Below are 24546 nucleotides of genomic sequence, written 5' to 3'. Positions count from 1 at the left end.
CCCAGACCAACCGCCTCCTCGCCCGCCTGCAAAACCTCGGCTATGCCGTCCAGATCACACCTCTGGCAGCATGACCGTCTCAGCCAAGTTTCTTTCTAGATGGAAGAGTGCGACATCGGGTCGCGGTGGCTCCAGGGCGGGCGACTCTGCTCATCTTCCGCAAAGTGCCAGTCCGCTTCTGGTCAGGTTCAGACGTTCAAGACTGCTCCAAAAGCGAGAGCTGAACCGGGGGAACTCTGCCTCAGGGCGGGCGCGGGTGCGTCTCCGCCCTCTAGGCGGCTTCGCCTATGGCCCTTCCGCGCCGCCGGTTCGGTGTGTTCGGCATTGGTCTGCGGTGAGCGCCAACCCGTCCGGGCGTCAAGATGGACCGGCGCCGTCACACAAGGGGCCGTGCCCCTGGCACCCTTCTCCCCTCCGGAATTGGGAAGAGCCGTCAAAACCCGTGGAAGCTGGTGAAGTCGGCGACCGGGGCGCGCTCGGTTTCCAGGCGGTTTACCGGCGCGTCGGGGTCGGCGTGGCCCAGCGCCATGCCGCTCAGCAGGATGTCACTGTCCGGGATGGCGAGATGGCGGCGGACGATGCGGTGGTACGTGATGAAGGCGGCCTGCGGGCAGGTGTCCAGCCCGAATCCCCGCGCCGCCACCATCACATTCTCCATGAACATGCCGACGTCGAGCCAGCTTCCCTGCTCCATCCGCCGGTCCATGGTGAAGAACAGCCCGACCGGGGCGCCGAAGAAATCGTAGTTGCGGGCGTGCTGCTGCGCCATCGCCTCCCGGTCGCCCTTGGCGATGCCGAGCAGGCCGTAGAGGTCCCAGCCGATCTTCCGGCGCCGCCCCAGATAGGGCTCGAACCACTGGGTCGGGTAATAGGTGTATTCCGCCCCGGCTTGGTCATCCACTGGGTCGAAATGGGCGGCGCGCAGCTCCGCCGACAGCGCCTCGCGCGCAGCACCGGCCACCGCGTGGACCTTCCAGGGCTGGATGTTCGACCCGCTGGGCGCCCGGCTGGCGGCTGCGAGGATCTCCTCCACCACGGCGCGCGGCACCGGCTCGGCGGTGAAGGCGCGGACGCTGCGGCGGCTGCGCACGGCCTCCAGGGCCGACAGAGGGCGGGGGGTGGGGTCTTCGGACGCCATGGGCGCGCTCCGCTGCGGACGGTGTCTCACGAACCCTGTCCGGGGAACGGCGGCCCTCTCAGGACCGAGAAGGACGGTCAGGCTGGCAGCAGGCGCTGCACCGCGTCAAGGAGCTGGTCCTCCTCGAACGGCTTTTCCAGGAAGGCGGTCACGCCGGCTTCCCGCGCGCGGGCGAAGGTCGCGGGATCGCCGCGCCCCGACACCATGATGACGGGCAGGCCGTGCAGGGTCGCGCCGAAGCGCTCGATGAACTCCAGCCCGCTCATCACCGGCAGATGCAGGTCGAGAACGAGGCAGCCCGACGGCTTGCCGTTGTACTGGTCCATGAAACTCTGGCACGACGCGTAGTCGCGCACCTCGAAGGCACAGGCTTCGAGCAGCGCCTTCATCGAGTCCCGCACCGGCTCGTCGTCGTCGACGATGTAGACGATGCTATCGCCCGGTTCGGCCAAGACTGCCTCCAGCATCGGAAATCACGCGGAATGACGCCCGTCGTGGGGCGTTACAGGGAAGATAGAAGCCGACCGGCGGTGCCGGAATACGGAGTTCCCCTTATCGGGCGTGGTTTTGATGTGGATCAGTCGCCGCCGGCGCCGCCCGGCGGCCGGACTCACTCCCCTTTGGGGGTGATTCCGGCGGACAGGGCCATGCGGACCAGCGACGGCAGGCTGTCGGCGCGCATCTTCTCCATCACGCGGGCGCGGTGGATTTCCACGGTGCGCGGGCTGATGGACAGCTCGAAGGCGATGACCTTGTTCGACTTGCCCTCGACCAGCCATTGCAGCACGTCGCGTTCCCGCGGCGTCAGGCTGGACAGCCGCTCCAGCACCTCCGGAGACACGGCGGGGGCGGCCGGGGCGGGGGCCGGCGCCTGGGCGGCCGGCGCTGCCGCGGGCGGAACGGCGCGGGCCAGGGCGGCCTTCACGCTGCCGATCAGGGCCTGCTCGTCGAAGGGCTTCTCCACGAAGTCGATGGCGCCGGCCTTCATGGCCCGCACCGCCAGGGGCACGTCGGCGTGGCCGGTCATGACGATCACCGGCAGGCCGCGCCCCTCCTGGACCAGCCGCTCCTGCACGTCAAGCCCGCTCATCTGCGGCATCCGCACATCGACCAACAGGCAGCCGGGGCGCGACGGCGCGTCCGATTCCAGGAAGGCGAGGGGGGACGCGAAGCTCTCGACCCGGAAGCCCTCGCATTCCAGCAGGATCACGACGGAGTCACGCACCGCCTCGTCGTCGTCCAGGACGAAGACCGTCATATCCGACGGCGATAATTCGGGCGGCAATGGGGACTCAGGGCGCATCATCCTCTCCGGCAACCGGCACGGTGAAGGCAAAGGTGGCCCCTCCGTCCCCCGGTTCCAACCACAGGCGGCCGCCATGGGCCTCGATGATCGACCGGCAGATCGACAGGCCGAGTCCCATCCCCTTCTCCTTGGTGGTGACGAAGGGCTGGAAAAGCTGGGCCAGGACGGTCTCGTTCAGGCCGGGGCCGGTGTCGCGGACGGTGACGCGCATCAGCGCCGCCGAGTCCGGGTCGGGGCCGGTAGCGACCGTCAATTCCCGAATCTCCGACTCGGCCATCGCCTCGATGGCGTTGCGGACGAGGTTGAGGACGACCTGCTGGATCTGGATCTTGTCGATCAGCACCGGCCGCTCGTCGCCGCTCATCTCCAGCCGGACATGGACGCCGCGCTCCTTGGCGCCGACCAGGGCGAGGGCGCTGGCCTCCTCGACGACCTTGCCGATGCTTTCCGCCGTGTGCTCGGTCTGGCCCTTCTCGATGAAGTTGCGCAGGCGGCGGATGATCTGGCCGGCGCGGGCGGCTTGGGCGGTGGCCTTGTCCATCGTTTCCCGCGCCTTGTCCGCCCCGTCCGGGCGGTCGAGCAGGCGCTTCACCGCCTTGGCGTAGTTGATGACGGCGGTCAGCGGCTGGTTCAGCTCGTGCGCCAGGGTGGAGGCCATCTGCCCCATGGCGCTGACCCGGCTGACGTGCAGAAGCTCGGCCTGAAGCTCCTGCAGGCGCTTCTCGGTGGCCTGCCGCTCGGTCAGGTCGCGGATGAAGCCGGTGAAGCAGCGGTGCCCGGCCAACTGCACCTCGCCCACCGCCAGTTCCATGGGAAAGACCGAGCCGTCGCGGCGCAGGCCGGAGACGACCCGCCCGATGCCGATGATACGGCGCTCCCCGGTCGTCAGGTAATGGTCCATGTAGCGGTCGTGCTGCTCCCGGTAGGGGGAGGGCATGAGCATGCTGACGTTCCGTCCCGACACCTCGGCGGCGCTGTAGCCGAACAGCCGCTCCGCCGCCGGGCTGAAGGACTCGATCAGGCCGCGCTCGCTGATGACGATGATCGCTTCGGGCACGGTCTCCAGGATGGAGGTAAGGCGGGCCTCGCGTTCCCGCAGGGCGGTTTCGGCCCGCTTGCGCTCGCTGATGTCGCGGATGATGCCGATGTAGACTCCACCGCCGGCCTCCCGGTAGGCCTCGCCGACCGACAGCTCCATCGGGAAGGTGGTGCCGTCGCGGCGCAGGCCGGTGACCTCCCGCCCGATTCCGATGATCCGGCGCTCCCCGGTCCGGTGGTAGCGCTCCAGATAGCCGTCATGCTCCTCCCGGTAGGGCGGCGGCATCAGCATCTTGACGTTGTGGCCGATGACCTCTGCCGCCGTCCAGCCGAACAGCCGCTCGCAGGCCGGGTTGAAGGTCTGGATGCGCCCTTCGGCATCGATGATGACGATCCCGTCCGGCACCGTGTCCAGCATGGCCTGAAAGCGCAGCATGAGGTCCGGATTTCCCGTCCCGATATCGTCCGCCATCCCCGTCCCCAACGTCCTTTGTCCCTTGGACCCTTCTTGACCCAAGAGTAGTTGAGTTGATTTCTCGGTCAACCGGGATTGGGGCCGGGATAGGGGGTTGGGGGCGGGAACATGCTTCCCGCCCGTGCCGGACCGGCGGTTCACGCCGCCTGCTGGCCCTCCAACGTGACCGCGCGGTCGTGCTGAAGCTGGGCCGACACCTCCTCGGCGAGGCGGAAGGCCAGCGCCACGAGGTTGATGGTCGGGTGGTCGCAACCCATGCTGGGGAAGACCGAGCTGCCGCCGATGTAGAGGTTGTGCATCCCGTGCACCTTGCAGCGCGCGTCGACCACGCCCTGCTTCGGGTCGTCGTGCATGCGGGTGGTGCCCATATGGTGCCAGCACCAGGAAATGCGCTCCGCCCAGGCGCGCTCGGCGGCCTCCTGCGGATCGGGCTCGGTCACCGTGATCAGGCCGTTGCGGGTCAGCTCCGTCCGCACCAGCTCGTTGGTGCGCAGGAAGTTGTCGCGGTCCTGCTCGGTCAGGCGCCACACCGTGTCGGCCCGGTTGAGGCCCAGGGCGTCGCGCTCCGTCGCCAGGGTCACGCGGCTGTCGGGGTTGGGCACCGGCTCGACGATGGTTTCCAGCAGGAAGCTGCGGGCCACCCAGGCCGGGTTCACCACATTGTCGAACAGCGCGTAGGCGAGGTTCGGCAGATGCAGCGCGATCTGCGGAACCGCCTCGCGCAGCAGCGCGCGCAGGTCACCCTCGGCGTGGCCGAACTTGCGGCGGTCGGACATCAGCATGCGCAGGTCGTGCAGCGCGCGCACCCCGGCGGTCGCCTCGCCGTGGTACTGCGCCACCAGATAGCTGCGCGAGTTCATCAGCCCCAGCCGGCGTTGCGTCTCCACCGTCGGCGACAGGGAGGCGGAGACGGGAAGGTGCTTGGCGTTCAGCCGGCGGCGCGACAGCGTCAGCGTCATGTCGTAGAGGCGGCGGTGCCGCGCTTGGTCGGTCAGGCGGAGCGAGCCGGCCTTGATGCGCGGGTGGTCGGTGAAGTAGCGGCCGACCAGATCGTGGCCGTTGCCCAGCCCGGCGCTCTGCACCCGGTTGGACAGCAGCAGCAGGCGGGCGTTCTCGATGCCGCCGCAGCACAGGACGAACTGGCGCGCGGTGACCGTGAAGCGGGCACCGCTGAGCGCGGCGCAGCGCACGCGCTCGACCACCGTGGCGGTGTCGTTGGTCTCGAATTCGGTGACGTTGGCGTTCAGGTAGCAGGCGATGTTCGCGGCCTGGACGATCTCGTCGACGGAGGTCACGCCGACGCGCGGCTGGTCGCTGATCTGGGCGATCCGGTTCTCCAGCGCGCCGCCCTCCACCGGCAGGAACTCGATCCCGTCCGGCGCCAGGGTCTTCTCCCAATGGCCGTTGTCGTAGATGCGCGACGGCAGGTTCAGGTGGCTGTGGGCGCGGGCGTAGTAGGGGGCCAGCATCTCCGGCCCGAAGGGCCAGCCGCTGTTCGGCACCCAGGGCCGTGCCTCCATGTCGATCGGCTCGAAGGGCCGGCAGAAGCCGCCCCAGCAGTTGGTGCTGCCGCCGAAATAGCGGCTGCGCGCGGTCGACAGGCGCTCGTAGGGCAGGCCGAGATTCTCGCCGGCGTAGAGCGACTGGGTGTGGCCGTCGGGGTCGAGCCCGCCGCTTTCCAGAAGGACGATCTTCCAGCGCGACCCGGCCAGCGCACGGGCTATGGCGAGCCCGGCGGCACCAGCGCCGACGATGCAGAGGTCCGCGTCAAGGTTGGTGCCCGAAGGCACCGAGCGAGCATCGAGGATCATGCTGCGCCTGCTTTTCTTTGGGGTTGAACGCACGGGACTCAGATAAATCTCAAGTTCCTGGTGCCGTTACTGAAATTGCGGGCTAGCCCGTCCAGTGGGATAGCCCCGGCGCCGCTCCCGTCGCCAGCGATTGCGCGGGTTTTATCCATTTTTTCAAAGGACTGGCTGCCACCTCCCCGCACCACTTCCGATGCGGAGTCCAAAGGGGTAGCCCGGTCTTTCTCCGGATTAAAAATTCGGCGGAGTGCCCCCCAACGCCTGGAGCAGCGACACCGCGGCCAGCAGGCGGCTCTGCCGCACCGACAGGGCGCTTTCCTCGTCCGACAGGGCGGCGGTCTGGGCGGTCAGGACGCTGCTGTAGGGCAGGGTGCCGGCCCGGTACTGGTTCAGGGTCAGCCGCTCCGCCTCGCGCGCCAGCCGCACGGCGTCGTCCTGCACGGCGGCCTGCTGGGCCAGGATGCGCTGGGCGGCAAGCTGGTCCTCGACCTCCTGGAAGGCGGTCAGCACGGTCTGGCGGTACTGCGCCACGCTCTGGTCGAAGACGGCGCGGCGCAGCTCCACCTCGGCCGTCCGCGTGCCGCCGTCGAACAGGGTCTGGGCGACCTGCGCCCCGACCGCCCACAGCGCCGTCGGCGCCTGGAGCAGCTGTGGCAGGATCGTCGCGCTGTTGGTGAGGGAGCCGGACAGCACCACGTCCGGGTACCAAGCCGACTCCGCGATGCCGATCTGGGCGTTGGCCTGGGCCATCTGCCGTTCCGCCGCCGCGATGTCCGGGCGGCGCTCCAGAAGGGCGGAGGGCACGCCGGGCGGGATCGCCGGGACCGCAGCGGTCAGCGGCGCCGGGGCCAGCGCGAAGGCGGCGGGCGCCTGCCCGATCAGAACCGCCATGGCATGCTCGAACTGGGCGCGCTGCACCCCCAGCGCCACGAGCTGCGACTCGGTGGAGCGGACCTGCGTCTCCGCGGTGAAGACGTCGGCCAGCGTCGCGGTGCCCACGGCGTGGCGGTTGCGGGCGATCTCCAGCGACTGGCGGTAGGCGGCGATGGCCCGCTCCAGCAGCGCCTTGCGCTCGTCCGCCACACGGAACTGGACGTAGGCGGTGGCCAGCTGCGCCTGCGCCGACAGGCGGGCGGCGGCGAGGTCGGCGGCACTGGCCTGGAGGTTGGCGTCGTTGCTTTCCACCGACCGGCGGATGCGGCCCCAGAGGTCCGGCGCCCAGCTCGCCCCCAGCCCGGCGTCGTAGGTGGTCACCGGGGTTCCGCTGCGGCTGATGCCGGTGCCGGAGCTGGCGCCGGAAGTGCTGCGGTCGCCCGACCCGACGCGTCCCACCCGGTCGGCGCCGCCACTGACCGACAGGATGGGGAAGAAGGAGGAGCGGGCTTGGTCCGACAGCGCCTTGGCCTGCCGGTAAGCGGCCTCCGCCGCCTTCAGGCTCTGGTTGTCGACCTCCACCCGGCGCATCAGCCCGTCCAGCACCGGATCGTTGAAGACCGTCCACCAGGGACCGGCCTCCGCCAGTCCGGGGGCGGCAGGGCGCCAGCCGTCGTCGCTCGGGACCGGGGGAACGAAGGCCACGGGGGTAATGCCGGCCTCCTTGTAGGCGGACGGCACGGCGGCGGAGGGCCGCTCGTAATCGGGTCCCACCGCGCAGGCCGACAGCAGGGTGAGGGTGCCGATCGCCGTGCCCAGGAGACGGGCGCGCCGCCCGAAGATCGTCGTCATGTCAGGTCCATCCGCACGTCAATTTCCCTCTCCCCTCTGGGGAGAGGGGAGGGTGAGGGGGTTGCGCCATTGCCGGACGTTTCGCGATGCGCAACCCCCTCACCGGCCCTGCGGGCCACCCTCTCCCCGGAGGGGAGAGGGCTACGATGGCGTCCATCATGCCGTGACCCCCGCCTCGGGGCGCCGCCAGCGCCGCCGGCACCACAGCCGGAAGCGGTCGAGGTACAGGTAGGTGACCGGAGTCGTGTAGAGAGTCAGCATCTGGCTGACCACCAGACCGCCGACGATGGCGATGCCCAGCGGCTGGCGCAGCTCCGCCCCGTCGCCGGAGCCCAGCGCCAGCGGCAGGGCGCCCAGCAGGGCGGCAACCGTGGTCATCATGATCGGGCGGAAGCGCAGCAGGCAGGCGCGGTGGATCGCGGTGCGCGGGTCCAGCCCCTCGCTCCGTTCCGCCTCCAGCGCCACGTCGATCATCATGATCGCGTTCTTCTTGACGATGCCGATCAGCAGGATCACCCCGATCAGGGCGATGATGCTCAGCTCCTTGTCCAGCGCCATCAGCGCGACCAGCGCCCCCACCCCGGCGGAGGGCAGGGTGGAGAGGATGGTCAGCGGGTGGATGTAGCTCTCGTAGAGCACGCCCAGCACGATGTAGACGGCCAGCAGCGCCGCCAGGATCAGCACCGGCTGGTCGCCGATCGATTGCTGGAACACCCGCGCGGTGCCCTGGAAGCTGCCCTGGATGGTCGTCGGCACGCCGATCTTATCCATGGTGTGGCGGATGACGGCCAGCCCCTCGCCCAGCGAGACTCCGGGGGCGAGGTTGAAGGAGAGGGTGGTGGCGACGAACGGTCCCTGGTGGTTCACCGACAGCGGCGTGTTCTCCAGCGCGACGCGGGCGATGGCCGAGAGCGGCACCATCGTCTCCACCCCCGTGCTGAGCGCCGACCCGGTGGAGGCGGCGGTGCGGCCGGTGGCGGCGATCTGGTTGATGCGCTGGTTGCGCGCGGCCTCGGTGTCGGCCGTCGCGGCTCCGGCGATGGCGCTCGTCGCCTGCGTCCCGCTGACCGCGCCGCCGGATTTGCTGATGAGGATGTCCTTCATCATCTCCGGGTCCTCGCGGTACCGGGGGGCGACCTCCATGATGACGCGGTACTGGTTCAGCGGGTTGTAGATGGTCGAGGCGGAGCGCTGGCCGAAGGCGTCGTAGAGCGTGTTGTTGATCTGGTTGAAGGACAGGCCCAGCCGCGCCGCGGCGTCGCGGTCCACCGTCACTTCAAGCGCCAGCCCGCGCTGCTGCTGGTCGGAGTTCACCTCCGTCAGCTCCGGCACCTGCTGAAGCGCCTGGGTCAGGCGGGGCGCCCAGGTCTGCAGCTCGTCCAGCGTGTCGCCCTGCAGCGTGAACTGGTAGTTGGCGTTGGCCTGCCGCGCCCCCGCCCGCAAATCCTGCATGACCGACAGGTACAGGTTGGCGCCGGGAACCTGGGTGAGCTGGGTGCGCAGCCGGGCGATCACCGCGTCGGCGGTAACGTCGCGCTGCGCCAGCGGCTTCAGCGACACGGCCATGAAGCCGCTGTTGGTCCGGCTGCCGCCGGTGTAGCCGACCACCGTGTCCACCGCCGGGTCGGCCTGCACCAGCGCCACGAAGCGCTCCATCTTCTCCTTCATCAGCGTGAAGGAGGTGCTCTGGTCCGCCACGACGAAGCCGATCAGCCGGCCGGTGTCCTGCTGCGGGAAGAAGCCCTTGGGGATGATCGTGAAGAGGTGGACGCTGAGCGCCACGGTCGCCGCGAAAACCACCATGGTCAGCAGGCTGTTGTCGAGCGCCGCCGTCAGCGTCCGGTCGTAGAGGCGCAGCGTGCCGCCACCGATTTGGGCGCCGATCCGCGCCCCGACCCGGCGCAGGGCGGCCACGGCGCGGCCCGGCTCCTTCGCCTTGCGCGGCTCGCGCAGCAGGATGGCGCACATCATCGGGGTGGTGGTCAGGCTGATGACCATCGAGACCAGGATGGCGATGGACAGGGTCAGGGCGAATTCGCGGAACAGCCGCCCGACGATGCCGCCCATCAGCAGGATCGGGATGAAGACGGCGACCAGCGACACGCTCATCGACAGGACGGTGAAGCCGACCTCCCGCGCGCCGCGCAGCGCCGCCTGGGTGCGGGACATGCCGTTCTCGATGTGGCGGGCGATGTTCTCCAGAACGACGATGGCGTCGTCGACGACGAAGCCGGTGGCGATGGTCAGCGCCATCAGCGACAGGTTGTTCAGGCTGTAGCCGAGCAGATACATGGCGCCGAAGGTGGCGACCAGCGACACCGGCACCACCACGCTGGGGATCAGCGCCGCCCGCGCGTTGCGCAGGAACAGGAACACCACCATCACCACCAGCCCGACGGCGATGATCAACGTGTGCTCCACCTCGGCCAGCGAGGCGCGGATGGTCGTGGTGCGGTCGCTGGAGACCGACAGGTCGATGTCGGCGGGGATGGAGGCGCGAAGCTCCGGCAGCATGGCCTTCACCCGGTCCACCGTCTCGATGATGTTGGCCGCCGGCTGGCGGTTCAGCATCAGCAGGACCGACGGCTTGCCGTTGGTGATGCCGGCGTTGCGCAGGTCCTCCACGCTGTCCGACACCTCGGCCACGTCGGACAGGCGCACCGCCGCCCCGTTGCGGTAGGCGATGACCAGGGAGCGGTATTCCTCCGCCTTGCGGGCCTGATCGTTGGTGTAGATCTGGAAGCGCAGCTCCCCGTCCTCGACGGCGCCCTTGGGGGCGTTGGCGTTGGCGGACGCGATGGCGGCGCGCACGTCCTCCAGCCCGATGCCGTACTGGAACAGGGCGCGCGGGTTCAGCTCCACCCGCACGGCGGGGAGCGAGCTGCCGCCGATGCTGACCTGCCCGATGCCCTCGACCTGCGACAGCTTCTGCTGGAGCACGGTCGCCGCGGAATCGTAGAGCTGCCCCTGGCTGAGCGTCGCCGAGGTCATGGTCAGGATCAGGATCGGGGCGTCGGCGGGGTTGACCTTGCGGTAGGTCGGGTTGCTGCGCAGGCTGGACGGCAGGTCGGCGCGGGCGGCGTTGATGGCCGCCTGCACCTCACGCCCCGCGCCGTCGATGTCGCGGTTCAGCCCGAACTGCAGCGTGATGCGCGTCGAGCCGGCGGAACTGGAGGAGGTCATCTCCGTCACGTCGGCGATCTGCGCCAGATGCCGCTCCAGCGGAGTCGCGACGCTGGCCGCCATCGTCTCCGGGCTGGCGCCGGGCATCGAGGCGGTGACCGAGATGGTCGGGAAGTCCACCTGCGGCAGCGGCGACACCGGCAGCCCGACGAAGCCCAGCGCGCCGGCCAGCGCCAGCCCGAGCGTCAGCAGGGTCGTCGCCACCGGCCGCCGGATGAAGGGCGCCGACAGGTTGGCGGCCCAGCTCATCGCGCGGCCCCTTCCGTCTGCCCGTCGGGACGCCCGCGCAGGCGTGCGGCCAGCCGGTCGAAGGCCAGATAGATCACCGGCGTGGTGTAGAGGGTCAGAAGCTGGCTGAGGATCAGCCCGCCGACGATGGACACGCCCATCGGCTGGCGCAGCTCCGACCCCGTGCCGGTGCCGAGCATCAGCGGCAGGGCGCCGAGCAGCGCCGCCATGGTCGTCATCAGGATCGGGCGGAAGCGCAGCAGGCAGGCCTGATAGATGGCCTCGCGCGGCGGCTTGCCCTCCTCCCGCTCGGCGTCGAGAGCGAAGTCGATCATCATGATCGCGTTCTTCTTCACGATGCCGATCAGCAGGATGATGCCGATGATGGCGATGATGTCCAGGTCGTGCCCGGCCAGCATCAGCGCGATCAGCGCCCCGACTCCCGCCGAGGGCAGGGTGGAGAGGATCGTGATCGGGTGGATGTAGCTCTCGTAGAGGACGCCCAGCACGATGTACATCGTGACGATGGCGGCCAGGATCAGCAGAAGCTGGTTGCCCAGCGACGCCTGGAAGGCCAGGGCCGCGCCCTGGAAGCGGGTCAGCACGCTGGCCGGCAGGCCGAGTTCCTGCTCCGCCGCTTCGATGGCCTTGACCGCGGCGCCCAGCGACACCCCCGGCGCCAGGTTGAAGGAGACGGTGACCGCCGGAAACTGCCCGAAATGGTTGATCTGGAGCGGCGCGTTGCGCACCTCCATCCGCGCGAAGGCGGCCAGCGGCACCTGCCCGCCGCCCGCCGAGGGCAAATGGATGGAGGTCAACAGCTGGTCCACCGTCATGCGGTCGGGATCGGCCTCCAGGATCACGCGGAACTGGTTGGCCTGGGTGAAGATGGTGGAGACGATGCGCTGGCCGAAGGAGTCGTACAGCGCGTTGTCGATGGCCGCCGTGGTGACGCCGTAGCGCGCGGCGGTGTCGCGGTCGATGGTGATGGCGGCCGACAGGCCCTTCTCCTGAAGGTTGCTGGTGACGTCGGTGATCTCCGGAACCGCGGCCAGCCGGTCGATCAGCCTCGGCGCCCAGACGCGCAGCTCCTCGGGATTCGCGTCCTCAAGCACGAACTGGTACTGGGTGCGGCTGACCGTGGCGTCGATGGTCAGGTCCTGCACCGGCTGCATGAACAGCTCGATTCCGGGGACGGCGGCGGTGTTGTGGCGGATGCGGCGGATGATGTCGGCCACAGGATCCGTCCGCTGCTCCTTCGGCTTCAGGTTGATGAGGAGACGCCCGCTGTTCATCGTGGTGTTGGTGCCGTCCACCCCGATGAAGGAGGACAGGCTGACCACGTCGGGGTCCTTCAGCACCTCCACCGCCAGCGCCCGCTGCCGCTCCGCCATGGCGGCGTAGGAGACGGACTGGGTGGCCTCCGTCACGCCCTGGATCAGGCCGGTGTCCTGCGCCGGGAAGAAGCCCTTGGGGATGGCGGTGTAGAGCACCACCGTCAGCGCCAGCGTGCCCACGGCGACCAGCAGCGTCGCCCCCTGGCGGTCCAGCACCCAGCGCAGCGTGCGGGCGTAGCCGGCGATCACCGCGTCGAACCACGCCTCGCTGCGCCGTGCGATGGCGGACATCTCGCGCGGCTCGCGGTGGCGCAGCAGCTTGGCGCAGAGCATCGGCACCAGCGTCAGCGAGACGACGGCGGAGATCAGGATGGTGACGGCCAGCGTGATGGCGAACTCGCGGAACAGCCGGCCGACCACGTCGCCCATGAACAGCAGCGGGATCAGCACCGCGATCAGCGAGACGGTCAGCGACACGATGGTGAAGCCGATCTGCTTCGACCCCTTCAGCGCGGCCTGGAGCGGCGGCTCGCCGCGCTCGACATGGCGGGCGATGTTCTCGATCATCACGATGGCGTCGTCGACGACGAAGCCGGTCGCGACGGTCAGCGCCATCAAGGACAGGTTGTTCAGGCTGAAGCCCGCCAGATACATCACCGCGAAGGTGCCGACCAGCGACAGCGGCACCGACAGGCTGGGGATGATCGTCGCCGGGATGTTGCGCAGGAACAGGAAGATGACCAGGACGACCAGCCCCATGGCCACCATCATCTCCATCTGCACGTCCTCGACCGAGGCGCGGATGGTCACGGTGCGGTCGGTCAGCACGGCGACGTCGACCGAGCCGGGCAGGGCGGCGGTCAGGTTGGGCAGCATCTCCTTCACCCGGTCCACCACCTCGATCACGTTGGCGCCGGGCTGGCGCTGGATGTTCAGGAGGATGGCCGGCGTGTCGTTCATCCAGGCGCCCAACCGGGTGTTCTCGGCGCTGTCCACCACCTCCGCCACGTCGGACAGGCGCACCGGGGCGCCGCTGCGGTAGGCGACGACGAGGTCCTTGTACTCCTCGGCCCGGCGGAGCTGGTCGTTGGCGTTGATGGTGTAGTTGCGGGTCGGCCCGTCGATGGTGCCCTTGGGCGAGTTGACGTTGGCCGTGTTGATGGTGCTGCGCAGGTCGTCGATGTTCAACCCATAGGCGGCCAGCGCCTGGACGTTGGCGCGGATGCGCACCGCCGGCCGGTGGCCGCCGCTGAGGCTGACCAGACCGACGCCGGGAAGCTGCGACAGCTTCTGCGCGAAGCGGCTGTCGGCGAGATCCTGCACCTGGGTCAGCGGCAGCGTCTTGGAGGTCAGGGCCAGCGTCAGGATCGGCGCGTCCGCCGGGTTGACCTTGGCGTAGACCGGCGGGGCGGGCAGGTCGGAGGGCAGCAGGTTCCCGGCGGCGTTGATGGCCGCCTGGACCTCCTGCTCCGCGATGTCGATGCTCAGCTCCAGCCCGAACTGGAGCGTGATGACCGACGCCCCGGCGGCGCTGACCGAGGACATCTGGACCAGCCCCGGCATCTGGCCGAGCTGGCGTTCCAGCGGGGCGGTGACCGACGAGGTCATCACCTCCGGGCTGGCGCCGGGAAAGAAGGTCTGGACCTGGATCGTCGGGTATTCCACCGCCGGCAGCGCCGACAGCGGCAGGAAGCGGTAGGACACCGCCCCCACCAGCAGGATCGCCAGCATCAGCAGCGAGGTGGCGACCGGGCGGACGACGAAGGGGTGGGAGATGTTCATGGCGACAGGCGCGCGTTACGACGCGTTGCGCTGGGGACGGCGCTGCGGGCGCGGCCCCTCAGTGGAGGGTGCCGGAGTCGCCGGCTGGGCCGAGCCGTCGGTCGCCGCGACCTTGGCGCCCTCGCGCAGCCGGTCGGCGCCCTGGATCACCACCGTCTCGCCGGGCTGCACGCCCTGGGTGATGACGGTCTTCGCCCCGTCGCTGGATCCCAGCGTCACCGGCCGGACCGAGGCGGTGCTGTCGGCGCCGTTCACCACATAGACGTAGGTGCCGGGCGCCCCGCGCTGCACCGCCGCCACCGGGACCATCGGCACGCCGGCCAGCGTGTCCACCAGAAGTTGGACGTTGACGAACTGGTTGGGGAACAGCGACTGGTCGGCGTTGTCGAACTGGGCGCGCAGCTTGACCGTGCCGGTGGTCACGTCGATCTGGTTGTCCACCGTGGTCAGGGTGCCGGTCGCCAGCACGCGGTCGCGCGTCCGGTCGTAGGCGGTGACCGGCAAGTGCGCCCCGTCGCGCAGCCGCGCCATGATCGCCGGGATGTTGTCCTCCGGCAGGGTGAACAGGACGGAGATCGGCTGCACCTGGGTGATGACGACGATGCCGCCGGCCTCGCCCGCGGTGACGTAGTTGCCGGGATCGACCAGCCGCAGCCCGGCCCGGCCGGAGACGGGCGCGGTGATGCGGGTGTAGGACAGGTTCAGCTTGGCGTTCTCCACCGCCACCTGATCGGCCTTCACCGTGCCCTCATACTGCTGGACCAGCGATTCCTGGGTGTCGCGCTGCTGCTTGGCAATGGAGTCCTGCTTGACCAGCAGGCGGTAGCGCTCCAGGTCCAGCCGGGCGTTCTTCAGAAGAGCCTGATCGCGCAGCAGCTGGGCTTCGGCCTGCTCGACGGCGAGCTGAAAGGGCCGCGGGTCCACCTCCGCCAGGAAGTCGCCCTTCTGCACGGCCTGCCCCTCGGTGAAGGCCACCTGGGTGAGCTGGCCGCCGACCTGCGGGCGCACCGTGACGGTGGCGAGCGAGGAGACGGTGCCCAGCCCGTTCAGCCGGATCGGCATGTCGCCCTTTTCCACCGTGGCGGTGACCACCGGCGCGGCGGTCGGCATGCCGGGCCGGAAGCCGCCGGGGCCGCCGCGCGCCGCCATCTCCGGCGCCGGGCGGAAGGCGAACCACCACACCCCGCCGCCGATCAGCGACAGCACCACCAGCCACGCCAGCACCCGGCCCAGGATCGAGCGGCGCTTGGGCGCGTCGGTTCGCTGGGCCTCGGGAGCCGTCCGGTCCCGGCGGGCCTCCGGCGCTGCCGTGGCGGGACTGTCCGGCCCGGGCACGGGCGGGGGTTTCAGGGGCGTGTCCAAATCCATCGGGTCCTTCATCGCCTGCGGGCGTCGTCCGGAAAGTCGCGTCGGGAGGGCGGCCGGCGGCCCGGCCCCGATCCCGGCGGGACGCTATCACGGCGCCGCGCGCAAAATATGTCCAGAAGGGATTAGATTTGTAACGCTCGGTAACAGCGTCGAGGGGCGGCAAAGGCATGTCTTCTGCCGGGACGCGGAACGCGGCATTCTGTCCGGGCTCAGGGAAACGGAGAGGGAGAAGCCCGATGCCCGCGCGTCGCAACAGCGTTCGGTGTTTCCTCGTCACGGCGGTGCTTTTCGGCAGTGGCGCGGCCCTGGCCGCCGACCCCTCCGGCCCCTCCTTTTCCTGCGCCGGGGTGGGACCGGGCAGCATCGAGCAGATGGTCTGCACGGACCCCGCCCTGTCGGCGCTCGACCGCAAGCTGGCGGGCGTCTACGGCGCGGCCGCCGCCAAGGCGGTGAACGAGCGCCCGCCGGTGCTGAAGGCGGAGCAGCGCGGCTGGATCAAGGGCCGGAACGACTGCTGGAAGGCGGACGACCGCCGCGCCTGCGTGGAGGAGCAATACCGCCTGCGCATCGCCGAACTTCAGGCGAAACACCGGCTGGTGCCCGCCATCGGCCCGGTCCGCTTCGCCTGCGACGGGAAGGCAGCCAACGCGCTGACCGCCAGCTTCTTCGAGACCGACCCGCCGACGATGATCGCCGAGCGCGGCGACGAGGTGTCGTTGATGGTCGGGCAGCCGGCGGCCTCCGGCGCCCGCTACCAAGGCCGCAACGAGAGCTTCTGGGAGCATCAGGGCGAAGCGCGGGTGACCTGGGGCTACGGCGCTTCGGAGATGACCTGCCGGAAGGCGCCGTAACCCCTCACGCCGGGTCTTTTACGCGCGTGCCGCGACGCGGGCGAGGACGGCGCAGGCGCCCGGCCCGGTTTCCAGCGTGGCGGCGGTGTCGTCCAGACGGGCGGTCCAGCCCGGCGATACCCGCGCCACGCTGTTGCCGGTGCGCAGGATCACCTCGCCGTCCAGCGCGTGGACCAGCGCCACGCCGCCGGCGGGAATGTCCGCCACTTTGTCGGCCGGCAGGATGTCGAGGCGGGCGTCGGCCCGCTCGCGGTCGAAGATCAGGTTGAAGTCGCGGATCGGCCCGTCCAGCAGGGCGCAATCCACCGCGGCGTCGCCGGAGAAGCGGAAGGCGGCGGCGCGGTTGGTCACGGTCGCCGGGACGCCGTCCACGGTCAGCCGCATGCCGGCCCCCTCGACCACGGCGATCAGCCGCTCGTAGCCGGTGAAGGCGGAGAAGGGACCGGCCTCCGCCACGTCGGCGATGCTGGCCCGCCACAGGAAGCGGCCGGCAGCGCCGGGCAACTCCCGGAGGGCGATTTCGGTGGTCGTGCCGCCGCCGTTCTTCCAGGGCATGCGGCGGTAGCGGGCGGGGTCGAGAAGAGAAACAGCCATAAGAATCCTCACGGGACGGGGGAGGGCGTCCGGCCCATCCCCCGTCCCTTGTCCTCGTGTGCGTGTCTGCGGCGCCGATGGGCGGTGCGTCAGGCGTCCCCGAGCGACTGGGTCAGGCCCCGGTGCTTGAGAAGCGCCTCGATGCGCGGCTCGCGTCCGCGGAAGGCGGTGTACAGTTCCATCGGGTCGCGGGTGTCGCCCGACGAATAGATCGTCTTCAGCTTCGCCGCAAGGTCCGGGTCGAAGGGATTGCCGGTTTCCAGGAACGCTTCGAACCCGTCGGCGTCCAGCACCTCGGCCCACAGATAGGCGTAATAGCCCGCGGCGTAGCCGCTGCCGGCGAACAGGTGCTGGAAATGGGTCGGGCGATGGCGCACGGCGATCTCCGCCGGCATGCCGATCTTGTCCAGCACCGACCGCTCGAAGGCGGCCACGTCGAGGTCGGCGGCGTCGCTGCGGGTGTGGAACTCCAGGTCGAGCAGCGCCGCCGCGGTGTATTCCACCGTGCCGAAGCCCTGGTTGAAGTTGCGGGCGGCGAGCAGGCGGCGCAGCAGATCCTGCGGGATCGGCTCCCCGGTCTGGTGATGGCGGGCGTAGGTGGACAGCGTTTCCGGAACCGCCAGCCAGTGCTCGTAGATCTGCGACGGCAGTTCCACGAAGTCACGGCGGACCGAGGTGCCGGACTGGCTCGGGTAGCGCACGTTGCTGAGGCAGCCGTGCAGGAAATGGCCGAACTCGTGGAACAGCGTCTCGGCGTCGTCGAAGCTGAGGAGCGTCGGCTCGCCCTTCGAGAAGTTGTTGTTGTTGACGATGATCGGCGACACCGCCCCGTCGAAAGTCTCCTGGTCACGGTAGCTGCTCATCCAGGCGCCGGAGCGCTTGGACGACCGGGCGAAGTTGTCGTGCAGGAAGAGGCCGACATGGCGCCCGTCCTTTTCCGTCACCTCGTAGACGCGGACGTCGGGGTGGTAGACCGGCAGGTCGGGCCGCTCGGTGAAGGTCAGCCCGAACAGGCGTCCGGCGGTGTCGAAGGCCGCGCGCACCATGTTCTCCAGCACGAAGTAGGGCTTCACCTCCGCTTCGTCGATGTCGTACTTGGCCTGCCGGACCTTCTCCGCGTAGTAGCGCCAGTCCCAGGGGGCGATCGGCTCGTTCATGCCCTCCGCCCGGGCGCAGTCCTGAAGCTCCGCGCGCTCGGCGGCGGCCTTCTCCTTGGCCGGTCCCCAGACCTGCAGCAACAGCCGTTCGACGGCGGAGGTGTCCTTCGCCATGCTGTCGTCCAGCTTGAAGTCGGCGTAGCTGGCGTAGCCCATCAGCTTGGCCTGCTCGGTGCGCAGCGCGACGATCTCCCGGATCAGCGGGCGGTTGTCGTGCTCGCCCTCATGCTCGCCGCGGCGAATCCAGGCCTCGTAGGCGACCTGACGCAGGTCGCGGCGGGCCGAGAAGGTCAGGAACGGCTCCACCGAGGAGCGGGCCAGCGTGATGACGTACTTGCCCTCCTGCCCGCGTTCCTTGGCGGCCTGGGCGGCGGCGTTGCGCGCGAAGTCCGGCAGGCCGGCGAGGTCGCTCTCCTCCAGGACGAGCTGCCAGTCCTTCTCGTCGTGCAGCACGTTCTGGCCGAACAGCGTGTGCAGGGTGGCCAGCCGCTCGGTGATCGCGGTCATCCGCGCCTTGGCGTCCGGCGGCAGCAACGCGCCGCTGCGCACGAATCCCAGATGCTGGCGCTCCAGCAGGCGCCGCTGGTCGGGGGCGAGGTCCAGCGTGTCGCGCCGCTCGTAGAGTTCCGCGACGCGGGCGAACAGCGCCGGATCCAGCGCGATGCGCATGGAATGCTGGGCGAATTTCGGCGCGTAGTCGCGGGCGATGGTCTCCAGCGCGTCGGTGGTGTTGCTGGAGTTCAGGTTCCAGAACACGCCGCCGACCCGGTTCAGGAAGCGCCCGCTGCGCTCCATCGCCTCGATGGTGTTGGCGAAGGTGGGGGCGTCGGGGTTTCCGGTGATCGCCGCGATCTCCGCGATGTTCTCCGCCATGCCATGGTCGAAGGCGGGCGGAAAATGCTCGGCCTGGATGCGGTCGAAGGGCGGCAGGCCGAAGGGCGTGGTCCAGGTTTCGAAGAACGGGTTGCTCATCAAGGCCCCTTGCTGACCGGAAACGGAAGACATGCAAGGACATGGTGCCGCAACCGGTCCGCCGCCACAACACGCCGGTCGCCGCAGGGCGCTTTTGATAATCCCTCTCCCGGGACGGGAGAGGGATAGCGCCAGAATATAGGACAATAAGCCTTGAAATCCACGCTTGAACGACATTGATCCGGTGTCATATCCAACCGAGACATAAAAAGGCTTCAAATCTCTCCTAAAGTTTGTTAGCCTCTTGTCAGTGGCGGCCAGGAATTGTCCTCTTGAACGCGCTTCAGGAGCGCCATTCCGTGTGCGCATTTCCCTACAACCCCAGTCTGTTTCAGAGGTGACATCGGTATGCATGCATAGATAAATCTGTTTTCTTGTTCATATAGCCTTCAATTTCATGAGTCTTCGCTGTCTTTGCGTTTTCTCATGTGACTTTACTTTCCCTGTGGTTGGCGGGAGGCGGTCGCGACGCGGCTGTCAAAATTGCTGGCGTGCGGACGAAAGTCCTTGCCTTGCGTGCCTCTCCACCCCCGGCACGCCCCTGCTTCCCCCTGCTTCCAATGAAGGCTGCAAGACGGACCGGTCCCGTTCGGGCTCCGGAACCACACGCATTTTGCCAAGAGCGGAGGCATCAGCGGATGACCGCGAAAATTGCCGTAAACGGCGTTACCCGGATTTTCGGGCGCCACCCACGTCAGGCGCTCGACCTGCTGAAGGCGGGTCTTTCCAAGGAAGAGATCTTTAAAAGAACCGGCCAGACCGTCGGCGTCCTCGACGCCAGTTTCGAGGTCGAGGCCGGTGAAATCTTCGTCATCATGGGCCTGTCGGGCTCCGGCAAATCGACGCTGGTCCGCATGCTCAACCGGCTGATCGACCCGACCGCGGGCGAGATCCGGATCGACGGGCGGGACATCACCAAGCTGTCGCGCGCCGAGCTGACCGAGCTGCGGCGGCGCGACCTGGGCATGGTGTTCCAGTCCTTCGCCCTGCTGCCCCACCTGCGGGTGTGGGAGAACGCCGCCTTCGGGCTGGAGATCGCCGGGGAAAGCCTGAAGGCGCGGCGCGACAAGGCGCAGCAGGCGCTGGACGCGGTCGGCCTCGGCGCCTACGCGGAGAGCTTCCCGCGGGAGCTGTCGGGCGGCATGCAGCAGCGCGTCGGCCTGGCCCGCGCGCTCGCCAACGAGCCGTCCGTCCTGCTGATGGATGAAGCCTTCTCGGCCCTCGACCCGCTGATCCGGACGGAGATGCAGGACGAACTGCTGCGCCTTCAGGCCGAACGGCAGCGCACCATCGTCTTCATCAGCCACGATCTGGACGAGGCGATCCGCATCGGCGACCGGCTGGCGATCATGGAGGGCGGCCAGATCATCCAGGTCGGGCGCCCGGACGAGATCCTCAAGCAGCCGGCCAACGATTACGTCCGCTCCTTCTTCCGCAACATCGACGTCACCAAGATCCTGACGGCGGGGGACATCGCCCGGCGCGATCAGGTGACGCTGATCCGCCACACCGGCGAAGGCCCGCGCGCCGCCGTCCGCCAGCTGCGCGAGCGCGACCGCGAGTTCGGCTACGTCCAGGACGGCCGCCGCCGCTTCCACGGCGTGGTGTCGGTGGAAACGCTGGTCTCCGCCATCGAGCGGCACAACGGCTCCGCCACGCTGGACGAGGCGCTGCTTCCGGGCATCGAGCCGCTGCCCGTCGACTTGCCGATGGACGAGGTGCTGCCGCGCATCGCGTCGGCCCCGTGCCCGCTGCCGGTGGTGGACGGACAGGGCGCCTATGTCGGGGCGATCTCCAAGACCGCCTATCTGGAAACCCTTGGACGGACCCGCTGACCATGGACTTCAAGCTCCCCATCGGCGATTGGGCCGACGCCGCCGTGATGTTCCTCCTGGACCACGCGCAATGGTTGTTCGACGGCATCGACCTCGTGGTCGGCGCGGTCGCCGACGGCGTGCAGGCCGCCCTGACCTCGCTGCCCGGCGTGGCGCTGGCCGCCATCGTGGTGCTGATCGGGCTGTGGCGGAACGGCTGGCGCTTCGCGCTGTTCGCCGCGGCCTCGCTGCTGGTCGTCGCCGGGCTGGGCATGTGGCACCAGACGGTGGACACGCTGGCCCTGGTGCTGACGGCGACCGCCATCGCCCTGACCATCGGCGTCCCGCTGGGCATCGTCGCCGCACGCAACGACCGCGTGGAAACGGTGGTGCGCCCGGCGCTCGACCTGATGCAGACCATGCCGGCCTTCGTCTACCTGATCCCGGCGGCCATGCTGTTCGGGCTGGGCCGCGTGCCGGGGATCATCGCGACGATCATCTTCGCCATGCCGCCGGTCGTCCGCCTGACCAGCCTGGGCATCCGGCAGGTCCCGCACGAGCTGGTCGAGGCCGGCCTCGCCTTCGGCTGCACGCCGCGCCAGCTCCTCTTCAAGGTGCAGATGCCGACCGCGCTGCCGTCGATCATGGCGGGCATCAACCAGACGATCATGCTGTCGCTGTCGATGGTCGTCATCGCCTCGATGATCGGGGCGGGCGGTGTCGGCAACGAGGTGCTGCGCGGCATCCAGCGGCTGGACATCGGCCTCGGGGTCGAGGGCGGTCTGGCCGTGGTGATCCTGGCGATCCTGCTCGACCGCATCACCCAGAGTTTCGGAACCCCGGACGCGGGGGGACGCTCCCCCCGGTCCGCCTTGCGCTCCCTGCTGAACCGCCGCCGCACGGAACGGCCGAAGGACGACGCGCACCTGTCTCCCACGCACGGAGTCACGGAAGCGGGATGAACCGCCATCCCCAAAGCCATACAAATCAAAGGATTTTTTGCATGAGACGCACGTTTCTGAAGATGATGGCCCTCGGCGTCGCCGCCGTGATCGGCAGCACCGCCCTGTCCTCCGCCAGCCTCGCTGCCGCCAACACGGCCGAGGGGGACAGGAAGCCGGTCCGCATCGGCTGGACCGCCTGGTCCGACGCCGAAGCGGTGACCAGGCTCGCCCAGCGCCTCATCCAGGAACGGCTGGATCAGCCGGTCGAGCTGGTGCTTGCCGACATCGGCCTGCAGTATCAGGGGCTCGCCAAGGGCGACCTCGACTTCATGATGATGTCGTGGCTGCCGACCACCCACGCCTCCTACCTGGACAAGGTGGGCAAGGACATCGTGCCGCTGGGCATGCTCTACACCCGCGCCCGCCTGGGCTGGGCCGTGCCGGACTATGTGCCGGAGGATCAGGTGAAGACCATCGCCGACCTCGCCAAGCCGGAAATCCGTGAGAAGCTGAAGGGCAAGATCCAGGGCATCGACCCCGGTTCGGGCCTGATGCAGGCGTCCGAGAAGGCGCTGAAGGACTACGGCCTCGACGGCTACGAGCTGGTGTCGGCCAGCGGTGCGGCGATGACCGCCGCGCTCGGCCGCGCCGATCGGCGCGAGGACTGGATCGCCGTCACCGCCTGGAGCCCGCACTGGATGTTCGCCAAGTGGAAGCTGCGCTACCTGGAGGACCCGAAGGGTTCGCTGGGCGGGCTGGAGCGCGTCCACGTCATGGCCCGCAAGAACTTCTACCAGGAGCACCCGAAGGTCGCCGAGTTCCTGACCCGGATGTATCTGCCGCTGGATGACCTGGAGAAGATCATGCTGGAGGCCGACGCCACCTCCTATGACAAGGCGATCGACACCTACATCGCCAACAACAAGCAGCGCGTGGACTATTGGGTGACCGGCGAGATGCCGGCATCCTAACGGGCCCGAAACCCTGTCCGAACCTCACGGCCTCGTCATTGGGGCTCGGACAGGGCCTCCACACTGTCCTTCAGCACACCCTCCAGGCTTCCCGCCAAGGTCAGGGCCTCGTCCGGCGGCGCCTTTTCCAGCGCCAGCGTGAGGTCGCCCAGCCGCTTCGCCCCCACGTTCCAGGACAGCCCCTCGAGCGTGTGGGCGGCGCGGCGGTGCTCCTCGCCGCTGGCCAGGGCGGCGCTGATCCGCGCCACCTGCTCCCGCGCGGTGCGGGAGATGCCTTCCACGGCCTCGGACCAGCTCTCCGGGCCCAGAGCCTCGGCCACGCTGTCCACCTCTGTTCACGGTCCAGCAGGTCCGCCACCGGAGCGGCTTGCGGAGCCGCCTCCGCCGCCGCCTTGGGAGCGGAGCTGCCGACGACCGCTCGGATCGCCGCGTCGAGCGCAGCCGGACGCAGCGGCTTCGGCACGAACCCGTTCATGCCCGCCGCCATGCATACCGGAAGCGAACTGCCCGAGGCATGGGTCGTAAGCGCGATCACAGGAACCCCATTGCGCGGCGCCGGCAAGGCGCGGATCAGGCGGGTGGCCGTCAGCCCGTCCATCCCCGGCATCTGAATGTCCATCAGGACCACGTCGAAAGACTCCTCGGACCGCTCGACGGTCCACACCGCCTCGTCCCCATCCGCGGCGGTGACCACGCTGTGCCCGCCGCGCACCAGCAGGCCGCGCACGATGTCCCGGTTCACCGCGTTGTCGTCCACCGCCAGAACCCGCAAGGGGGTCAGGGGGGCGGACGGCGGTGGCTCCCCGGCGTGGCGCAACGCCGCCGGATTGCCCGGCGCGCTGGTGACGGAAATCGTCCCGCCGAGCAACCCGCACAGCTCCTTGCAGATCGCCAGCCCCAAGCTGGTGCCGCCGTAACGGCGGGTGATGGAGCTGTCGGCCTGGGTGAAGCGGTCGAACAGCGACGGGATGGACTCCGCGGCGATGCCGATGCCGCTGTCCTCCACCTCGAACTCCAGAAGGAAACGCCCGTCCGGCAGGTCGGCGCCGCGGCGGGCACGTTGGGCAGCATGCGACAGGGCAGGGTCAGCCCCTTGTTCGCGGCCGAGGGTTGGAACACCGCCATCACGGCCTCCGCGAGGTCGGCAGGGCGATCTCGGTGGGCACCAAGGCACCGTCGGCGCGCTGGACCGGCACCTCGCGGATCACGCCGCTCGGGCTGCTGCGGCCGCTCGACTGGTAATCCCGGAACAAGCGGTCGTGGTCGCCGATATGCCCATCCGGCATCAGAGCGCTGACGTTCCGCCCGATCATCTCCGCTTCATGGTAGCCGAAGAGGGCCTCCGCCGCCGGGTTGAAGCCGGTGATCACGGCGTTCTGGTCGGTGACGACGATGGGCTGGCCGACCGCGGCGAACATGGCGCGGTAGCGCTGCTCGCTGTCGGTCAGCGACCGTTCCGCCCGACGCCGCTCCGTCACGTCGGAGCCGGAGCCGCGGTAACCGGTGAAGCCGCCCAGATCGTCGAAGACCGGCTTGCCGCTGAGCGACCGGATCCGGGTGTCGCCGTCCGGTCCGCGAACCGCGAACTTGAAATCGCGGAAGGGCTGCCGGTCTTCCAGAGTGCGGCGGTGTTCCTCCCGATGCGCGCCGTCGCCGGCATTGCGCTGGGCGATGTCCTCGCAGCGCCGGCCGCGGTACAGCTCCGGTCGCGGATCGATCCGGCATAGGCTCCGGACACGCCGGCGAAGCACAGATCGGCGTCCATCTCCCAGAACCAGTCGGACGCCGTCTCCGCGATGTCGCGCAGCTTCGTCTTGCTGGCGCGCAGATGCCGGGCCGCTTCGTCCAGCGTGGC

Annotated in this window: 17 protein-coding genes and 1 pseudogene; 4 read left to right on the top strand and 14 right to left on the bottom strand. The window is 69.2% G+C overall.

Going from position 1 to position 24546, the window contains the following annotated elements; genetic code table 11:
- Positions 1 to 433: 433 nt before the first annotated feature.
- The 9 genes from ACFPMG_RS31875 to ACFPMG_RS31835 form a co-directional block, all read right to left on the bottom strand.
- Positions 434 to 1138, bottom strand: coding sequence for a nitroreductase (locus ACFPMG_RS31875; RefSeq protein ID WP_376999774.1), 705 nt, complete (start codon positions 1136 to 1138; stop codon positions 434 to 436).
- A 77-nt stretch (positions 1139 to 1215) separates the two neighbouring features.
- Positions 1216 to 1590 carry a response regulator transcription factor gene (locus tag ACFPMG_RS31870; protein WP_114862073.1) on the bottom strand — a complete coding sequence of 125 codons (375 nt, stop codon included), beginning with the start codon at positions 1588 to 1590 and terminating at the stop codon, positions 1216 to 1218.
- Between the two features lie 158 nt (positions 1591 to 1748).
- Positions 1749 to 2396, bottom strand: coding sequence for a response regulator transcription factor (locus ACFPMG_RS31865; RefSeq protein ID WP_376999772.1), 648 nt, complete (start codon positions 2394 to 2396; stop codon positions 1749 to 1751).
- Positions 2397 to 2430: 34 nt separating this feature from the next.
- Entirely contained in the window at positions 2431 to 3918 is a 1488-nt protein-coding gene (locus ACFPMG_RS31860) for a PAS domain-containing sensor histidine kinase (protein ID WP_376999770.1), read from the bottom strand.
- Positions 3919 to 4094: 176 nt separating this feature from the next.
- On the bottom strand, positions 4095 to 5768 hold the full coding sequence (locus tag ACFPMG_RS31855) for an FAD-dependent oxidoreductase (RefSeq protein ID WP_376999768.1): 1674 nt from the start codon (positions 5766 to 5768) through the stop codon (positions 4095 to 4097).
- A 228-nt stretch (positions 5769 to 5996) separates the two neighbouring features.
- The gene (locus ACFPMG_RS31850; RefSeq protein ID WP_376999766.1) at positions 5997 to 7490 is read right to left on the bottom strand and encodes an efflux transporter outer membrane subunit; all 1494 of its coding nucleotides are present in this window, start codon (positions 7488 to 7490) and stop codon (positions 5997 to 5999) included.
- 156 nt (positions 7491 to 7646) lie between these two features.
- Positions 7647 to 10922 (bottom strand): efflux RND transporter permease subunit, encoded by a 3276-nt coding sequence (locus ACFPMG_RS31845; protein WP_376999764.1) that lies wholly within the window; start codon positions 10920 to 10922, stop codon positions 7647 to 7649.
- On the bottom strand, positions 10919 to 14020 hold the full coding sequence (locus ACFPMG_RS31840; RefSeq protein WP_376999762.1) for an MdtB/MuxB family multidrug efflux RND transporter permease subunit: 3102 nt from the start codon (positions 14018 to 14020) through the stop codon (positions 10919 to 10921). Before ACFPMG_RS31840 ends, ACFPMG_RS31845 begins: the two co-directional genes overlap by 4 nt.
- A gap of 15 nt (positions 14021 to 14035) precedes the next feature.
- On the bottom strand, positions 14036 to 15388 hold the full coding sequence (locus tag ACFPMG_RS31835) for an MdtA/MuxA family multidrug efflux RND transporter periplasmic adaptor subunit (protein ID WP_376999760.1): 1353 nt from the start codon (positions 15386 to 15388) through the stop codon (positions 14036 to 14038).
- A gap of 236 nt (positions 15389 to 15624) precedes the next feature.
- On the opposite strand from ACFPMG_RS31835, the gene ACFPMG_RS31830 reads away from it, so the two are divergent.
- Entirely contained in the window at positions 15625 to 16239 is a 615-nt protein-coding gene (locus ACFPMG_RS31830; RefSeq protein ID WP_376999758.1) for an MliC family protein, read from the top strand.
- Between the two features lie 18 nt (positions 16240 to 16257).
- On the opposite strand, the gene ACFPMG_RS31825 is transcribed toward ACFPMG_RS31830, so the two are convergent.
- Together ACFPMG_RS31825 and ACFPMG_RS31820 are read right to left on the bottom strand one after the other, a co-directional pair.
- Positions 16258 to 16833 carry a HutD/Ves family protein gene (locus tag ACFPMG_RS31825; RefSeq protein WP_376999756.1) on the bottom strand — a complete coding sequence of 192 codons (576 nt, stop codon included), beginning with the start codon at positions 16831 to 16833 and terminating at the stop codon, positions 16258 to 16260.
- Positions 16834 to 16922: 89 nt separating this feature from the next.
- Complete coding sequence (locus tag ACFPMG_RS31820) at positions 16923 to 18962, bottom strand: M3 family metallopeptidase (protein ID WP_376999754.1); 2040 nt, start codon at positions 18960 to 18962, stop codon at positions 16923 to 16925.
- 638 nt (positions 18963 to 19600) lie between these two features.
- On the opposite strand from ACFPMG_RS31820, the gene proV reads away from it, so the two are divergent.
- Genes proV through ACFPMG_RS31805 form a run of 3 tightly spaced genes read left to right on the top strand, consistent with a single transcriptional unit; the run spans position 19601 to position 22691 of the window.
- Positions 19601 to 20797: a glycine betaine/L-proline ABC transporter ATP-binding protein ProV gene (proV, locus tag ACFPMG_RS31815; protein WP_119507167.1), complete on the top strand. Its 1197-nt coding sequence runs from the start codon at positions 19601 to 19603 to the stop codon at positions 20795 to 20797.
- A 2-nt stretch (positions 20798 to 20799) separates the two neighbouring features.
- On the top strand, positions 20800 to 21738 hold the full coding sequence (locus ACFPMG_RS31810) for an ABC transporter permease (protein ID WP_376999752.1): 939 nt from the start codon (positions 20800 to 20802) through the stop codon (positions 21736 to 21738).
- A 41-nt stretch (positions 21739 to 21779) separates the two neighbouring features.
- Complete coding sequence (locus ACFPMG_RS31805) at positions 21780 to 22691, top strand: glycine betaine ABC transporter substrate-binding protein (protein WP_376999750.1); 912 nt, start codon at positions 21780 to 21782, stop codon at positions 22689 to 22691.
- Positions 22692 to 22726: 35 nt separating this feature from the next.
- On the opposite strand, the gene ACFPMG_RS31800 is transcribed toward ACFPMG_RS31805, so the two are convergent.
- The 3 genes and pseudogenes from ACFPMG_RS31800 to ACFPMG_RS31790 all read right to left on the bottom strand — a co-directional run bounded on the left by ACFPMG_RS31800 (position 22727) and on the right by ACFPMG_RS31790 (position 24442).
- Positions 22727 to 23011 carry an Hpt domain-containing protein gene (locus ACFPMG_RS31800; RefSeq protein ID WP_376999748.1) on the bottom strand — a complete coding sequence of 95 codons (285 nt, stop codon included), beginning with the start codon at positions 23009 to 23011 and terminating at the stop codon, positions 22727 to 22729.
- Between the two features lie 158 nt (positions 23012 to 23169).
- Positions 23170 to 23697, bottom strand: a pseudogene (locus ACFPMG_RS31795) (ATP-binding response regulator); the annotation flags it as partial.
- A gap of 118 nt (positions 23698 to 23815) precedes the next feature.
- Positions 23816 to 24442, bottom strand: coding sequence for a PAS domain-containing protein (locus tag ACFPMG_RS31790; RefSeq protein WP_376999746.1), 627 nt, complete (start codon positions 24440 to 24442; stop codon positions 23816 to 23818).
- Positions 24443 to 24546 lie beyond the last annotated feature (104 nt).

The organism is Azospirillum himalayense (genome assembly GCF_042657465.1).
GTDB lineage: Bacteria > Pseudomonadota > Alphaproteobacteria > Azospirillales > Azospirillaceae > Azospirillum > Azospirillum himalayense.
Note: the sequence above shows the minus strand (reverse complement) of the source record. Positions and strands in the feature narration are given on the sequence as shown.

Excerpts from the sequence above, each read along its gene's own strand:
- ACFPMG_RS31875 (WP_376999774.1), bottom strand. The coding sequence starts at position 1,138 with ATGGCGTCCGAAGACCCCACCCCCCGCCCTCTGTCGGCCCTGGAGGCC.
- ACFPMG_RS31865 (WP_376999772.1), bottom strand. The coding sequence starts at position 2,396 with ATGACGGTCTTCGTCCTGGACGACGACGAGGCGGTGCGTGACTCCGTC.
- ACFPMG_RS31860 (WP_376999770.1), bottom strand. The coding sequence starts at position 3,918 with ATGCTGCGCTTTCAGGCCATGCTGGACACGGTGCCGGACGGGATCGTC.
- ACFPMG_RS31855 (WP_376999768.1), bottom strand. The coding sequence starts at position 5,768 with ATGATCCTCGATGCTCGCTCGGTGCCTTCGGGCACCAACCTTGACGCG.
- ACFPMG_RS31850 (WP_376999766.1), bottom strand. The coding sequence starts at position 7,490 with ATGACGACGATCTTCGGGCGGCGCGCCCGTCTCCTGGGCACGGCGATC.
- ACFPMG_RS31845 (WP_376999764.1), bottom strand. The coding sequence starts at position 10,922 with ATGAGCTGGGCCGCCAACCTGTCGGCGCCCTTCATCCGGCGGCCGGTG.
- ACFPMG_RS31840 (WP_376999762.1), bottom strand. The coding sequence starts at position 14,020 with ATGAACATCTCCCACCCCTTCGTCGTCCGCCCGGTCGCCACCTCGCTG.
- ACFPMG_RS31835 (WP_376999760.1), bottom strand. The coding sequence starts at position 15,388 with ATGGATTTGGACACGCCCCTGAAACCCCCGCCCGTGCCCGGGCCGGAC.
- ACFPMG_RS31830 (WP_376999758.1), top strand. The coding sequence starts at position 15,625 with ATGCCCGCGCGTCGCAACAGCGTTCGGTGTTTCCTCGTCACGGCGGTG.
- ACFPMG_RS31825 (WP_376999756.1), bottom strand. The coding sequence starts at position 16,833 with ATGGCTGTTTCTCTTCTCGACCCCGCCCGCTACCGCCGCATGCCCTGG.
- ACFPMG_RS31820 (WP_376999754.1), bottom strand. The coding sequence starts at position 18,962 with ATGAGCAACCCGTTCTTCGAAACCTGGACCACGCCCTTCGGCCTGCCG.
- proV (WP_119507167.1), top strand. The coding sequence starts at position 19,601 with ATGACCGCGAAAATTGCCGTAAACGGCGTTACCCGGATTTTCGGGCGC.
- ACFPMG_RS31810 (WP_376999752.1), top strand. The coding sequence starts at position 20,800 with ATGGACTTCAAGCTCCCCATCGGCGATTGGGCCGACGCCGCCGTGATG.
- ACFPMG_RS31805 (WP_376999750.1), top strand. The coding sequence starts at position 21,780 with ATGAGACGCACGTTTCTGAAGATGATGGCCCTCGGCGTCGCCGCCGTG.